Annotated in this window: 11 protein-coding genes, 2 tRNA genes and 1 pseudogene; 11 read left to right on the top strand and 3 right to left on the bottom strand. The window is 72.3% G+C overall.

The window, feature by feature from the left end; genetic code table 11:
- Positions 1-129: 129 nt before the first annotated feature.
- The 9 genes from BLW04_RS00375 to BLW04_RS27935 all read left to right on the top strand — a co-directional run bounded on the left by BLW04_RS00375 (position 130) and on the right by BLW04_RS27935 (position 10,771).
- Positions 130-1,152: a YlbL family protein gene (locus tag BLW04_RS00375; protein WP_091535921.1), complete on the top strand. Its 1,023-nt coding sequence runs from the start codon at positions 130-132 to the stop codon at positions 1,150-1,152.
- A 205-nt stretch (positions 1,153-1,357) separates the two neighbouring features.
- On the top strand, positions 1,358-4,378 hold the full coding sequence (locus BLW04_RS00370; RefSeq protein WP_254780956.1) for a UPF0182 family membrane protein: 3,021 nt from the start codon (positions 1,358-1,360) through the stop codon (positions 4,376-4,378).
- Positions 4,379-4,476: 98 nt separating this feature from the next.
- A tRNA-Met gene (locus tag BLW04_RS00365) sits at positions 4,477-4,553 on the top strand.
- A 536-nt stretch (positions 4,554-5,089) separates the two neighbouring features.
- Positions 5,090-7,066 (top strand): DEAD/DEAH box helicase, encoded by a 1,977-nt coding sequence (locus tag BLW04_RS00360; protein WP_254780906.1) that lies wholly within the window; start codon positions 5,090-5,092, stop codon positions 7,064-7,066.
- Positions 7,067-7,306: 240 nt separating this feature from the next.
- Positions 7,307-7,383: transfer RNA gene (locus BLW04_RS00355), tRNA-Met, on the top strand.
- A gap of 102 nt (positions 7,384-7,485) precedes the next feature.
- Entirely contained in the window at positions 7,486-8,622 is a 1,137-nt protein-coding gene (gene galT, locus BLW04_RS00350; protein WP_091535912.1) for a galactose-1-phosphate uridylyltransferase, read from the top strand.
- A complete protein-coding gene (gene galK / locus BLW04_RS00345; RefSeq protein ID WP_217630775.1) occupies positions 8,619-9,773 on the top strand; it encodes a galactokinase in 1,155 nt (384 codons plus the stop codon). Before galT ends, galK begins: the two co-directional genes overlap by 4 nt.
- Before the next feature lie 58 nt (positions 9,774-9,831).
- Entirely contained in the window at positions 9,832-10,113 is a 282-nt protein-coding gene (locus BLW04_RS00340) for a GNAT family N-acetyltransferase (RefSeq protein ID WP_254780905.1), read from the top strand.
- Between the two features lies 1 nt (position 10,114).
- Entirely contained in the window at positions 10,115-10,771 is a 657-nt protein-coding gene (locus tag BLW04_RS27935; protein ID WP_254780904.1) for a DsbA family protein, read from the top strand.
- A 24-nt stretch (positions 10,772-10,795) separates the two neighbouring features.
- On the opposite strand, the pseudogene nhaA reads toward BLW04_RS27935, so the two are convergent.
- Both nhaA and BLW04_RS00325 read right to left on the bottom strand, forming a co-directional pair.
- Positions 10,796-11,941 (bottom strand): annotated as a pseudogene (gene nhaA, locus BLW04_RS00330) (Na+/H+ antiporter NhaA); the annotation flags it as partial.
- A gap of 128 nt (positions 11,942-12,069) precedes the next feature.
- On the bottom strand, positions 12,070-12,585 hold the full coding sequence (locus BLW04_RS00325) for a VOC family protein (RefSeq protein WP_254780903.1): 516 nt from the start codon (positions 12,583-12,585) through the stop codon (positions 12,070-12,072).
- Between the two features lie 136 nt (positions 12,586-12,721).
- Between BLW04_RS00325 and BLW04_RS00320 the strand changes: the two genes are divergently transcribed.
- Positions 12,722-13,591, top strand: a complete 870-nt coding sequence (locus BLW04_RS00320; RefSeq protein WP_091535901.1) for a polysaccharide pyruvyl transferase family protein — start codon at positions 12,722-12,724, stop codon at positions 13,589-13,591.
- A gap of 237 nt (positions 13,592-13,828) precedes the next feature.
- Here the strand turns inward: BLW04_RS00320 and BLW04_RS00315 are convergent, their stop codons facing one another.
- Positions 13,829-14,716, bottom strand: coding sequence for a glycosyltransferase family 2 protein (locus BLW04_RS00315; protein ID WP_091535898.1), 888 nt, complete (start codon positions 14,714-14,716; stop codon positions 13,829-13,831).
- 90 nt (positions 14,717-14,806) lie between these two features.
- Between BLW04_RS00315 and BLW04_RS00310 the strand changes: the two genes are divergently transcribed.
- A complete protein-coding gene (locus tag BLW04_RS00310) occupies positions 14,807-15,037 on the top strand; it encodes an antitoxin (RefSeq protein ID WP_091535895.1) in 231 nt (76 codons plus the stop codon).

Raw genomic sequence — 15,037 nt, 5'->3', positions numbered from 1 at the left:
CGGGGTCCTGGACCCGGGAACCGCGGGCCCCCCGCGTACGCCCAGAGCGGATCGTGGGAGCCCCTCACCGGGGCTGGTGTGGACGCGGCCCGAGCGGAGTCCCAGGCTGGTCACCTACTCTCGCCCGTCGTGAGTCGTCGGATCGCCACCCTGGTCACCGGTGCGGCGCTGCTGCTCGTCTTCGGGGTGGTCGGCACGCTGCTGCCGGTGCCCTACGTGGCGCAGGTGCCCGGCCCCACCTTCAACACCCTCGGGGACATCGACGGGCACCCGATCATCTCCCTGGACGGCCGGGAGCGGAATGACACCTCGGGCAACCTGAACCTGACCACCGTCGGCGTGCCTCAGCGCCCGTTGGCCCTGGTCGGGGCGGTGCAGGGCTGGTTCGACGGCGAGGTCACCGTTGTCCCCCGCGAACAGGTCTACCCGTCGGGGAAGTCCGAGCAGCAGACCCAGCGGGAGAACCGGCAGGCGTTCCTCACCTCCGAGCAGTCCGCCCGGATGGCGGCCCTGGGCGAGCTGGGCTTCCCCGAGCGGGTCGTCGTCCAGGAGCTGGCCGACGGCTCCCCGTCGGAGGGGCGGCTGCGGGCCGGGGACGCGTTGGTGTCCGTGGGCGGCACGGTGACGCCCGACACCGACGCACTCAGCGCGGCGCTCGAGGCCATTCCGCCCGGGACGTCGATGCCGGTCGCCTACATCCGCCTGGGCGAGCCCGGGACGACGACGGTGACCACCGGGAAGGCCGCGACCGGAAAGGGGTCGGCGCTGGGCGTACTGGTGCTCGAATCACCCGATGCGCCGTTCACCGTGGACATCCGGGTCGACGACGTCGGAGGGCCCTCGGCCGGCCTGATGCTCACCCTGGGCATCCTGGACCTGGTGGGGGACACCGACCTGACCGAGGGCGTCGTGGTCGCCGGCACCGGCACCATCACCGGGGAGGGCGACGTGGGACCGATCGGCGGCATCCCGCTGAAGCTCATCTCCGCTCGGGAACTGGGCGCCGAGCTCTTCCTGGTGCCCGCGGACAACTGCGCCGAGGCGCTGGCCAACGCCCAGCCGGGCCTGCCGATGGCCAAGGTCGCCTCGCTGGACGACGCGCTCACCGCGCTGGCCGACCTGCGCGCCGGTCGCACCCCGGCCCCCTGCTGAACGGCACGCGAGGCCGGGACGCCGGCTCCCCAGCTGGACGTGGTGTGCTTGTGACCTCGGGAACCCACCACCGCCGGCATCAGTTGAGCAGTCGGACCCGGGCGCCTGACCTGTCCTGCGCCGCCTGCGGCGCCGAGCCGGTGGCGGTCGAGTAGTCCGTGGCCTCCCGGCCACCCCCTGATCTGTGAGGAGACCGCTCGTGGCCATGCGGCCCCCCGTGCCGGTGCCGGCGTTGTCGCGGCGCGCGAAGTCGTTCATCGGCATCGTCGCCGTCCTGCTGGTGCTGTCCACCGTCATCGGCACGCTGACCAACGTCTACGTCGACTACCTGTGGTTCGACGAGACCAACTACACCGAGGTCTTCTGGACCGAGGTGCAGACCCGCGCCCTGCTGTTCGCCGTCGCCGGGCTCGCCACCGGTGGGCTCACCGCGCTCGCGGTGTACCTGGCCTACCGCTTCCGCCCGACCTTCCGCCCGATGTCGCTGGAGCAGCAGAACCTCGAGCGTTACCGGCAGTCGCTGGAGCCACGCCGCAAGGTCGTGCTCACCGGGATCGCCGTCGTGCTGGGCCTGTTCGCCGGGTTCGCCGCGCAGGGCAGCTGGCAGACCTGGCTGACGTTCCGCAACGCCACCGACTTCGGGCGGACCGACCCGCAGTTCGGCAAGGACATCTCCTTCTTCGTCTTCGACTACCCCTTCTACCGGTTGGCGCTGGGCTTCGCGTTCGCGATCGTGCTGCTGTCGCTGATCGGCTCGGTGCTGACCCACTACGTGTTCGGCGGACTGCGCCTGCAGACGCCGGGGCAGAAGCTCACCGGCGCCGCCCGGGTCCAGCTGTCGGTACTGCTGGGGCTGTTCGTGGCCCTCAAGGCCGTCGCCTACTGGCTGGACCGGTACGGCACGGTCTACTCCGGTCGGGGCAACGTCTTCACCGGCGCGTCCTACACCGACGTCAATGCGCTGCTGCCGGCCAAGAACATCCTGGTGTTCGTGGCGGCGATCTGCGCCATCGCGTTCTTCGCCAACATCTTCTTCCGCAACACCCTGCTGCCGGCCGCCGCCCTGGTGCTGCTCCTGCTGTCCAGCCTGGTCATCGGGGTCGCCTACCCGGCGATCGTCCAGCAGTTCGTCGTGCGGCCCAGCGCGGACCAGAAGGAGGCGGCCTACATCGAGCGGGCCATCGCCTCCACCCGCGACGCCTATGGCCTGTCCGACATCGAGTACGTCGACTACGGCACCAACACGGGCACTGGGCAGGAGACCGGGACCGACGCGGGCACCGACGTGGCCAGCACGCCGACGCCGGCCGACCTCGCCGCCGACACCGAGACGATCCGCAACGCCCGGCTGCTGGATCCCAACGTCCTGCAGGCGACGTTCCTGGCCCGCCAACAGATCCGCAACGTCTACGGCTTCCCGGCGAAGCTGGACATCGACCGGTACACGACCGACGGGACGACGCAGGACTACGTGGTGGCCGCCCGTGAGCTGGACTCGTCCGCGCTGTCGGGGAACCAGACGAACTGGATCAACGAGCACACCGTCTACACCCACGGCAACGGGTTCGTCGCCGCGCCGGCCAACCAGGTCGTCTCCGGGGAGGCCGGCGGCGAGCCGAACTTCACCACCGGCGACCTGCCGACCCAGGGGAACATCCCGGTCGACCAGTCGCGCGTCTACTACGGCGAGCTGCTCAACGTGAACGGGGCGGACGAGTACTCCGTCGTCGGTGCGGCCGGCAACGACTCGCCGCGGGAGTTCGACCAGCCGGAGAGCGGTTCCGCGGGTCAGGTGAACAACACCTACGACGGCAATGGTGGCGTCTCGATCGGCAGCTTCTTCCGGCAGCTGACGTTCGCCATCCACTACCGGGAGCGCAACTTCCTACTCTCCGGCGCGGTCAACGACAACTCCAAGGTGCTCTACGTCCGTGATCCGCGGGATCGGGTGGAGAAGGCCGCGCCCTACCTGCAGGTGGACGGCGACCCCTACCCGGCGGTGGTGGAGGGCCGGATCGTCTGGATCGTCGACGCCTACACGACATCGGACGCCTATCCGTACTCCTCGCTGCAGAGCCTGGGTGAGGCGACCAACGACTCCCTCACCGGCACGGGCACGTCTGCCCTGCCCAACGACCAGGTCAACTACGTCCGCAACTCGGTGAAGGCCACCGTGGACGCCTACGACGGCACGGTCGACCTGTACGCCTTCGACGACACCAATCCCGATCCGGTGCTGGAGACCTACGCGAAGGCCTTCCCGGGCACGATCAAGCCGTCGAGCGCGATCAGCGACGAGCTGCGCAGCCACTTCCGTTACCCGGAGGACCTGTTCAAGCTGCAGCGCGACGTGCTCACCCAGTACCACGTGGACAACCCGAAGGACTTCTACAACGCCAACGACTTCTGGCAGGTCCCCAGCGATCCCACGGAGAACACCGCAGACTCCCAGCCGCCGTACTACGTGCTCTCCCAGCGGGTCAGCGAGGGCAACGCCACCTTCCAGCTGACCAGTGCACTCAACGCGCTCAACCGGGAGAACCTGTCGGCCTACATGGCAGTGTCCAGCGACCCGTCGACCTACGGCGAGATCCAGGTACTGCAGTTGCCGGGCAACACCCAGTTCCGTGGGCCGACCCAGGTGTTCCAGTCCTTCAACACCAACAGCGAGGTCAGAACGCAGCTCACGCTGTTCGACAGCGCCAGCTCCCAGGCGGTGTTCGGTAACCTGCTCACCCTGCCGATCGGCACCAACGGGCTGCTCTACGTCGAACCGCTGTACGTGGCCGGCACCGGGGAGAACTCCTTCCCACTGCTGCAGAAGGTGCTGGTCAACTACGGCGACCGGGTCGGCTACGCCGACACGTTCGCCGGGGCGCTGGACCAGGTCTTCGGCGACGGCGCCGGTGACGCCGCCGCCGACAGCGGGACGGCGCCGGCACCCACGACCCCGACGACGCCGCCGAGCGGAACCGCCAGCCCGACGACGCCGGCGCCGGACACCGGGAACGGGACGGACACGTCCGCCCGGGACCGGGCGGTGGCCGACATCAACGCGGCGCTGACCGCGCTCGCCGACGCCCAGCGGAGCGGCAACTTCGCAGCGATCGGCCAGGCACAGTCCGACCTGCAGGCCGCCATCGCGGCCTACGAGGCGGCCAACCCGGCGGCCAACGGACAGGGCGCCGCGGCGACGACGCCACCGCCGGCCACGCCGACGGGCTGACCGCGCGGCCGACACCGGTGCCCCGCGACGGGCGCCGGTGCCGACCGCGGGGGCCGGGGGGCGGGACGCTGCGGGCCGTGTATGGTGGTCACTACCGACGCGGGGTGGAGCAGCTCGGTAGCTCGCTGGGCTCATAACCCAGAGGTCGCAGGTTCAAATCCTGCCCCCGCTACCATCGGAAATTGGCCTCGCAGTGACTGTGAGGGCAGTTTCCGATTGTGCAACCATCCATCGGCATACAGTCCGGGCCGCGGGTCGCGCCGCAGTCTCGCGCGGGCCGACAGGCGCTAGCATGGGGTTCGGCACCGCCCCCAGGGCAAACGACGCTCGTCTGGCGAGGACTGCGCGGTGTGGTTGGTGCCTCGGCCATCGACTGGTGGCTGTAGTTGCCGCATGGGCGGGCTGTCGGAGCCCGACGCGTCGATCTCTCGCAGATCCGGGGGTCTGAGTCGCGTCTCGGAGTAGCCACCCAGGCCCTCGCTTCGCGACAGCCATCGCCCGGCCGGGGACTGTGTTCAGCATTCCGCCGCGGCAACCGTGCCGGGCATTGCAGAGGAGGAGTCTGTGGCTCGACGAGGCCAGTGCCAGACGGGCACTCGCCGTACCGCCGCGCGGGACCAGCGACGCGACCGCGGCGACGTCATTTCGGGGCTCGCCCGCACCGTCCGTGAGGTCGAGGCAGCCGTCCGGCGCGGCCCCGTGACGCCCGCAGTGCGCGCGAAGTTCCAGGGCGTCGCAGTGCTGTTGCGCGAGGAGCACGCCCGGGTCCGGGCGGAGGGGACCGGCACCGACGCCCACCGGGCCGAGCAGCTCAAGCGCCTCGACGGGATCGCGACGATCCTCGCGAAGACCGCCGTGCGCGACCCCGCGCTCCTCGCGCTCCTCGCCGGGGACGCCGTGGTCTCCGACTCGGCCAGATCGCTCGAGCGGGACATGCGGGGGGCCGTCGGTGTCGAGTCGACCCCTGACGAGACCACGCCGCCGGAGCCCGCGGCCGCCTCCGCCACCACCGTGCGTCGGGTCGTGCCGCAGTCGGTCGTCTCACGACAGCTGGCCAACCCTTTCCTCGCCCCCGACTTCGCGTCCGCCCGGCAGAGCACGGCGCGTCCGCGCCGCCTGGCCGGTTGGGAGCTGCTCGGCCCGCTCCTCAGTTCGTTCGAGCGCGCCGGCGGCGGCGACTCGGCGTGCATGGCCCTTCCCGCGCCGTCCTCCCGGCACGCGCCGGGTGGCGTGGAGCTGATGCCGCACCAGGCGCAGTTGGTCGCCGCTGCCGCTGCCGGCCACCGGACCTTCCTGCTCGCCGACGAGCCGGGTTTGGGCAAGACGGCTCAGGCACTGCTCGCCGCGGAGGCGGCGAATGCCTACCCGCTGCTCGTGGTGGTACCGAACGTCGTCAAGACCAACTGGGCGCGCGAGGCCGGTCTCTGGACACCCCACCGCTCGGCCACCGTGATCCACGGCGACGGGGAGACGATCGACGGCTTCGCCGACATCGTCGTCGTCAACTACGAGGTGCTCGACCGCCATGTGGGTTGGTTCGGCGACTTCGGCTTCCGCGGCATGGTCGTCGACGAGGCGCACTTCATCAAGAACAAGGCCTCCCAGCGCTCGCAGCACGTCCGGGAGCTTTCCGAGCGCATCCGGTCCCGCATCGCGCGTCCCCTGCTGATGGCTCTCACCGGCACCCCGCTGATCAACGACATCGAGGATTTCCGGGCCATCTGGCAGTTCCTCGGCTGGATCGACGAGACGAAGCCGCTCGCCGAGCTGATGGATTCGCTCGACGAGACAGGTCTGACGCCGGCTGACCCCGCGTTCTACCCCGCCGCTCGCAGTTGCGTGGTCGACCTTGGCATCGTCCGTCGCCGCAAGGTCGATGTGGCTGCCGACATCCCCGCCCGCCGCATCGCCGACCTTCCCGTCGAGCTCGACGAGAAGGCCGGCCGTTCGATCCGGGCGGCCGAGCGTGACCTTGCCCGCCGGATGGTGTCGCGGTACGAGAGCGCGCTCGCGAGCCGCCGGTCCGGTGCCGTCGTCGAGGGCATCGACCATGACCTCGTGCGCAGGGTGGCCAGGTGGGAGCAGAAAGACACGACCACGACGAAGACCGGCGAGAACGTGTTCAGCATGATGCGACGCATCGGCCAGGCGAAGGCCGGCCTCGCCGCCGACTACGCGGCGCAGCTCGCGCGCAGCGCGGGCAAGGTGGTCTTCTTCGCCAAGCACGTCGACGTGATGGACGTCGCCGAGGAGACTTTCGCCAGGCACGGGATCCGTTTCTCGTCGATCCGTGGCGACCAGACGCCCGCGTCGCGGCAGAGGCACATCGACGCCTTCGTGAACGATCCCGACGTCGCCATCGCGGTCTGCTCCCTGACCGCGGCCGGCGTGGGTCTCAACCTGCAGGTCGCCTCCAACATCGTGCTTGCCGAGCTCTCCTGGACCGACGCGGAGCAGACCCAGGCCATTGACCGCAGCCACCGCATCGGTCAGAAGGAACCCGTCACCGCGTGGCGCATCATCGCCGCGCAGACCATCGACACCAGGATCGCTGAGCTGATCGACAGCAAGGCGGGGCTCGCCGCCAGGGCGCTCGACGGCTCGGAGGAGGAGGTGTCGTCATCGGTCGACGTGCAGCACGAGGCGCTCGTCGCGTTGTTGACGGATGCGTTGTCGGCGTTGCCGTAGCCACGCGCAGCCTCACCGACCGGGCACTGACCCCGTCGCGAAACGCCGGTGACGCACGGTCGGCGGGTTCCCCCGCTACGCGGACACGTGTCCGCCCAGGTACGACCCGGCCCCCACGCGCAGCGTGAGGGGCCGTTGTCGTCCTCGCGGACGGCTTGCCCCGCTGAAGTTGGTCGCGACGGGTCCTCCCGGGGGCCGGTCGTGGGCCTGGAGAGCCCCGTGTATGGTGGTGATTACCGACGCGGGGTGGAGCAGCTCGGTAGCTCGCTGGGCTCATAACCCAGAGGTCACAGGTTCAAATCCTGTCCCCGCTACCACGCAGAGGGGCCCGGTCGCCGGAAGGTGACCGGGCCCCTCTGTCTGTCCGGTGTCAGATCGCGCGGATGCGGTCGGGCGCGAGCGAGGGCGAGAGGGACCACATGCAGTCCGAGAGCGGCGGGTCGCCCTGGCCCGGGCAGGTCACCGTGCGGGAGCTGGCCGACGGTCGGGAGATCCGGTACTTCGACGATCGGGCCACCGACGGCCCCGTCCACGAGGCGGTTGACACCCGGCCGCTCGGCGAGCCGCCGCACGCCGGCGAGTTGCGCCTGGACGTACTCACCGGTGAGTGGGTGACCATCGCCGGGCACCGGATGAACCGCACCTTCCTGCCCAGCGCGGCCGACTGCCCGCTGGACGCCACCCGCGACCCGGCCCGCCCGACCGAGGTCCCCGACGTCGACTACGACGTCGTGGTGTTCGCCAACCGGTTCCCGAGCTACGCCCCGCTCGTCGTGGGCCCGGCCTCCGCCGGCCACCCCGAGGTGCTGGGCCCGCCCGACCGCCCGGCCACGGGGCACTGCGACGTCATCGTCTTCTCCAGCGACCACCAGGCCTCCGTGGTCGACCTCCCGGCCGAGCGGCTGCGCACCATCGTCGAGGCGTGGGCCCAGCGCACCGCCGAGCTGTCGGCGGATCCGACCGTGGCCGAGGTGTTCGTCTTCGAGAACTCCGGCGAGGAGATCGGGGTGACGCTGAGCCACCCGCACGGGCAGGTGTACGCATACCCCGTCGTCCCCCCGCGGTCGGCGCAGCTGATCGAGCGCGCCCGGCAGTACCGCGCGGCGACCGGGAGCAACTTGCTGGCCGACGTGCTGGCCGCCGAGCTGGCCGAGCGGCGCCGGGTCGTGCTCCGCGGCGAGCACTTCTCCGCCTACGTGCCGCGGGCCGCCCGCTGGCCGGTGGAGGTTCACCTGGCGCCGCACCGCGACGTGCCCGACCTGGCCGCTCTGGACGACGCCGAGCGGAACGAGCTCGGCGGGATCTACCAGGAGCTGCTGCGCCGGGTGAACCGCTTCCACCCCGGCATCGACCGGGTGCCCTATATCTCCGGTTGGCACCAGGCGCCCACGGGTGAGGACAGGAAGCTGGGCCGGCTGCACCTGCAGCTGTTCTCGTTGCTGCGCGCCCCCGGCAAGCTGAAGTACCTGGCCGGCTCGGAGTCCGGGATGGGTGCCTGGATCAACGACACGACGCCGGAGCGGATCGCCGACCGGCTGCGCGAGGTGGGCGTGTGACCGGGCAGTCGGACCGGGCCGTCGCCGAGCTGGCTCGCGCCTGGCGCGCCGGGCCGGACGGCGTGTGGACGGCGCCCGGCCGGGTGAACCTGATCGGCGAGCACGTCGACTACAACGGCGGGCGCTGCCTGCCCATGGCGCTGGACCGGGTCACCGCCGCAGCGGTGCACGTCCGCGGCGACGACCAGGTGCAGCTGTCCAGCGACGACCCCGACGCCGAGCCGTTCACCGGACGCCTGACCGACCTCGGCCCCGGGTGCGTGTCGGGCTGGGCCGGCTACGCGGCCGGCGTGCTCTGGGCGCTGCAGCAGGCCGGCATCGAGGTGCCCGGCATGGACGTCGCGGTGTCCAGTGACGTGCCGCTGGGCGCCGGGCTGTCCAGCTCCGCGTCGCTGGAGTGCGCGGTCGCCCTGGCGGCGGCCGAGCTGGCCGGGCGCTCCGACGACCCGGCGCTGCGCCGGGTGCTGATCGGGGCCGCCATCCGGGCCGAGAACGAGGTCGTGGGTGCGGCCACCGGCGGCATGGACCAGACCGTGGCGCTGCTGGCGGTGGAAGGCGCGGCCCTGCTCATCGACACCCGGGACGGCGTGACCGCGCCGGTGCCGCTGGGGCTGGCCGAGGCCGGGCTCCAGCTGTTGGTGATCGACACCCGGGTGCGGCACGAGCTGGCCGACGGGCAGTACGGAAAGCGCCGGGCCGACTGCGAGGAGGCGGCCCGGCTGCTCGGCGTGGGCCTGCTCGGCGAGGCGACGCTCGCCGACGTCGACCGGCTGACCGACCCGCGGCTGCGGGCCCGTGCGCGGCACGTGGTCAGCGAGATCGCCCGGGTCGACGAGCTGGTGGCCCTGGTGCGAGCCGGGCGGGTGGCCGAGTGTGGGTCGTTGCTGAACGCCTCGCACGCCTCGCTCCGCGACGACTACGAGGTGTCGGCGGTGGAGCTGGACACCGTGGTCGCCGCCGCGACCTCCGCCGGCGCCCTGGGCGCCCGGATGACCGGCGGCGGGTTCGGCGGCTCGGCCATCGCACTGGTGCCCGAGTCCGCGGTGCCCGATGTCGAGGCCGCGGTGCTCCGCGCCTGCGCCGAGCGCGGCCTCACCCGGCCGGCGACCCTCGCGGTCACCTCCGGACCGGCGGCTCGTCGGGTCTTCTGACCGGCGGCGGGGAACAGCGGGCCGGGCGCGGGGCGTTCGAGTCGCCATGGAACCGACCGTGACCGACGCACCGGAGCGCAGCCGCTACGAGATCCGGGACGGCGACCGCCTCGTGGGCCTGGCCGCCTACCAGCGCCGCGGCGACCAGGTCGTGTTCACTCACACCGAGGTCGAGGACAGCGCGGAGCACTCGGGGCTGGGCAGCCGGTTGGTACGCGGCGCCCTGGACGACGTCCGCGCCTCCGGGGGCAGCGTCGTCCCGGTGTGCTCGTTCGTGCGGGACTGGATCGAGCGGCACCCCGAGTACCGCGACCTGGTCGACACCCCCGCCGAGAACTGAGGTGAGCGTCCTGGACGTGCAGGTCGACGACCACGTCCTGGGTGACCAGGACGCGCCGGTCACGGTGCTGGAGTACGGCGACTACGAATGCCCCTACTGCGCTGCAGCCGCCCCCGTGCTACGCCGCCTGGTGGCCGAGAGCGACGGCGCCATCCGCCTGGTGTTCCGCAACTACCCGCTGCCCGACGTGCACCCGCACTCGCTGACCGCCGCGCTCGCCGCGGAGGCCGCCGCCGCTCAGGGCGCGTTCTGGGAGATGCACGAGCTGCTGTTCGACCGGCAGGACCACCTCTCCGACGCCGACCTGCGGGCCTACGGAGAGGAGTTGGGGATGGACGGTGACCGGCTGGTGGGGGAGGCGGCCCAGCCCTTCGGGGACAAGGTGGAGGCCGACTTCGCCGCCGGCCTCGCCGCCGAGGTGCCGGGCACGCCGACCCTCTTCGTCAACGGCGTGCTCTTCTCCGGTCGCCCCGAGCTCGGCGCGCTGCAGCGCGCGGTGGCCGCGGCCGGCAGGTCAGACGCCTCAGGCGGGGACGCGGGGCTCGAGCCAGGGCCGGGGCGGCAGCGTCCGCGGCGCGTCCGCTTCCGGCGTGCACAGCGGGAACCGCTCGCCGAGGACGCGCAGCAGCAGGGTGCCCAGGACCGCTGCGGTCAGTGACCCGGCGAGGATGCCGATCTTGGCCTGCTCGCGCAGCAGGACGTCGTCGAAGGCCAGGTCGGTGATGAACAGCGAGATGGTGAACCCGATCCCGGCCAGGGTGGCCCCGGCCATCAGGTGCGACCAGCGGACGCCGCCGGGCAGTACCCCCCATCCCGAGCGCAGTGCCACGAACGTGCCGGCGGTGATTCCGAGGGCATTGCCGGCGACCAGACCGACAAGCACCCCCAGGGTCACCGGTGAGCCCAGCGCTGCCCGGAGCGTCTCGCCGTCCAGCCGCACGCCGGCGTTCGCCAGCCCGAAGACCGGCACCACCAGGTAGGCCGTCCAGCGGTGCAGGGACTCCTGCAGCCGGGCGTTGGCCGGCACGGTGGCCGCCACCGCCAGGTTGGTCAGCCGGGCCCGCTGGGCGTCGGGGGCCTCGCGCAGCGCCCGGCCGAACTGGGCGGTGCGGGCGATCTCGCGCTCGGACGGCGGCCGGGCCGGGAGCACCAGCCCGAGCACCACCCCGGCGAGCGTGGCGTGCACCCCGGACTCGTGCACGGCCAGCCACAACGCAACGCCGACCAACACGTAGGGGGTCAGCCGCCAGACGCCCATCCAGCGCATCGCCAGCAGGACGCCGACCAGCGCGAGGGCGACGAGCAGCCCCGGCACGACGACGGCGTCGGTGTAGAACAGCGCCATCACCCCGATGGCACCGATGTCGTCGACGATGGCCAGGGTCAGCAGGAACAGCCGCAGCCGGTCGGGGCAGCGCGGGCCGAACAGCGCCAGCACGCCCAGGGTGAAGGCGGTGTCGGTGCTCATCACGATGCCCCAGCCGCTGCTGGCCGGGCCCGAGGGGTTGACCGCCAGGTACAGCAGCGCGGGCACGGCGAGCCCGCCGATGGCGCCCAGTGCCGGGGCGGCCACCGAGCGGCGGTTGCGCAGCTCGCCGGTGGCCACCTCGCGAGTGATCTCCAGCCCGACGACCAGGAAGAACAGCGCCATGGCGGCATCGTTGACCCAGTGGCGCAGGTCCAAGGCCAGGCTGAGGTCGCCGACCCCGATGGTCGCCGGCGTGCTCCAGAAGGCCTCGTAGCCTCCGGACCAGGGTGAGTTGGCCCAGGTCAGTGCGCACAACGTGCCCACCAGCAGCAGCGCGGAGCCGCCGGCCTCGGTGCCCATGTACAGCCGGGAGGACGGCGACAGGGCGGGCACGCTGAACCGCATCGGCGGCCCCGGGCGGGGCGGTTGGACCACGGGACCTCCTCGGCGCGAGCGGTGATCGTCTCAGCCGGGAGTCAACCGCCGGATCAGAGCACGTGTTCCCCGTACATCTCGCCCAGCGGGTCGGCGATGAGCTCGATGCGGGCGCCGTCGGGGTCGCGGAAGTACACCGAGACGCCGCTGTGCAGCACGTGCTCGACGCCGGCGTCGGTCAGCCTCCCGACCAGCGCCTCCCACCGTTGGGGTTCGACGCTGATCGCCACGTGGTGCAGGCCGCCGAGCACCTCGGCGTACGGGCCGACGTCCAGCCCGGGGAAGTCGAAGAAGGCGAGCAGGTTGCCGTTGCCGATGTCGAAGAAGAAGTGCGAGGACCCCGGGTAGTCGCGGTTCTCGATCAGCTCGGTGAGCGGGAAGCCGAGCACGTCGGAGTAGAACCGGATGGTCGCCTCGACGTCGCTGCTGATCAGGGCGGTGTGATGCAGCCCGCGCGCGGTGGAGGCCGGGCGCTCGCCGGCCGGGCGGAGGTGCGCGTCGCGGATGCGCGCTCGGCTGGCGGCCAGCGCGGTCGGGTCCGGGGTGGCGATGGTCTCGGGAGTGCTCACGGGATCCTCCTGCGGGGTGCTGCCGGGCGGCCTCGTCCCGGCACTCGCCCCGCACAACCCGGCCGGCTGCCGGTGCGTTCCCGCCGCCGGCGGACCCTCCCCGGGAAGGGGACGGCGCGGCTGGGAGGCTAACTGCATGCGCGTCCTGGTCGCCGGTTGGTTCAGCTTCGACGAGTTCATCGCCACCGTCGGCGACGAACTGGGCGCCGACGTCGTCGTCGGCTGGCTCCGGGAGCTCGGCATCGACCACGACGTGGCGTGGGCGCCCTACTTTCAGCGCGGTCCGAACTGGCGGAACGTCGACCCGGCCGACTACACCCACCTGGTGTTCGTCAGCGGCCCGCTGTTCGACCTCCCGGAGCTGCGGCAGCTGAGCGCGGCCTTCGCTGGTGCGCAGCGGTGGGCGGTCAACGTTTCGGTCGTGTCCGACGCCGGGCGGGCGCTGTTCGACCGGGTCTGGGAGCGCGACGCCCCAGGGATGGCACGCCCGGACCTGGCCGGCGGGACGACGACTCCCGACGTCCCGGTGCTCGCGGTCGCCTTCGCCCCGCCCCAGGAAGAGTACGGCGCGCGCAGCCAGGCCGACCGGGTGCGCGGCGTCCTGGAGGACTGGCTGCGGGCACGCGCGATGCCCTGGTTCGAGCTGGACATGGACCTCTATGAAAAGCCCTACGACCGCTTCCCCTCGCAGGTGGAGGCGCTCGTCCGGCGGGCCGACGTGGTGGTCAGCATGCGGCTGCACGCGCTGGTGCTAGGGCTGGCACACGGCGTTCCGGTCATCGCCTGCGACGGGGTGGTCGGTGGCGCCAAGGTGAGCGCGCAGGCCGCCGCCCTAGGCTGGCCGCTGGCGCTGACCGCGGGGGAGATCGACGCGCACGCGCTGGACGCCGCCCTGGAACACGCACTGTCCGGCACGCTGGCCGACCCGATCGCGGCGGCCCAGCGGCGCATGCGGGAAGGCAATGCCGAGGCCCGCGCGTGGTTCACCCGGCAGCTGGGCCGCTGACGGGCCGGTGCGTTGCCCCTCACGCAGCCTCCTCTCCAGCGTGAGGTGACCCGGCACGGACAGGCCCGGCAGGAGGCCGCCATGACATCGACGCCCGACCGTGCCCCGCACCCTCAGCTGGCCGAGGTCGATCTGTCCGAGCGGACCTTCTGACGGGGTCCTGCAGGTGCGCCGACCCGTGCCGGATGACGTGGGTGCGGTGGAGGCGGCCGTGCGGGCGTGTCCGACAGGAACGCTTCAGCTGGTCGACCGAGCCAGCGGTCGCTGAGCCGTCGCGAACCGCCGCGCCACCTCGGCCGGCACCGGCCGCCGCTGCCGCAGGGCGGCCGGCAGTCTCCTGAGCAGTCCGGCCAGCGCCCCACGCGCGGCAGGGTCGCGCACCGCCCTCGTCGCGAGACGTGCGGTCGCGGCGAGCGCCACCGACAGCGGCCGACGGAGCCAGTCGACGAGCACGTCGTTGCGGGTCTGCAGCGCCCACCGCTGCGCGCTGGGGCGGTCGGGGCCGGCCGGGTCGTGCCAGGCCAGCAGCTCGTCGGCGAAGACCAGCTGCCAGCCGGCGGCGGCCAGGTCCAGCGCGAGCAGGTGCTCCTCGCCGCCGAAGAACAGCAGCGGGGAGAAGCCACCGACGGCGAGGTGTGCCTCGCGGCGGACGACCGCGGCGAAGGCCGGGAAGCTGAGGACGTCGGGTCCTGGGGAGCCGGGGGAACGGCCCAGCGCCGCCGCCCGGTGCTTGCGGGTCACCCGGTCCTCCGACCCGTCGGCGGCCATCCGCACCCGGCCGACGACCACCGCCACCCGGGGATGGGCGTCGAGCAGGTCGGCGGCCGCTTCCAGAGCGCCCGGCTCCCACCACGAGTCGTCGTCGGCGAAGGCGACGTAGGGCGCGCGCGCCCGGCGGACGCCGTGGGTGCGGGCGACGGCACCGGTGTTGACCGGCAGCTCGAGCACCTCGACCCCCGGGTGCGCGGTCCGTACCGCTGCGGCGGTCCCGTCGGCCGAGGCGTTGTCGACCACGACGACCGGTGGACCGCCGGGGACGTCCAGGTGCGCGAGCGACCGCAGCAGCGACGCGCGGCGGTCGCGGGTGGCGACGACGACGGTGACGCGGGGGACGACGGGTTCCACGCTCGCGGCACTACCCGTGACAGCAGGCTGACACCATCACGGGTACCCGTGCGGGGACTGGTCCCAGCTGATGCAGCCTATGATGCAGTGATGCGTACGACCATCGACCTGCCGGCGGATCTGCACCGGGCGGCGGCCATGCTCGCCCGGGACCGGGGGCAGACCCTGAGCAGAACGGTCGCTGACCTGCTCAGGGCAGCGCTGGCGGGTGGATCCCGGCGCGCCGAGGTGGAGTTCGACGACGAGACGGGTCTGCCGCTGGTCCGACTGGGCCGCCGGATCACGGCTGAGGACGTCGCCAGCGCGCAGGACGAGGCCTGA

Source organism: Modestobacter sp. DSM 44400 (assembly GCF_900107175.1).
Classification (GTDB): Bacteria; Actinomycetota; Actinomycetes; order Mycobacteriales; family Geodermatophilaceae; genus Modestobacter.
Note: the sequence above shows the minus strand (reverse complement) of the source record. Positions and strands in the feature narration are given on the sequence as shown.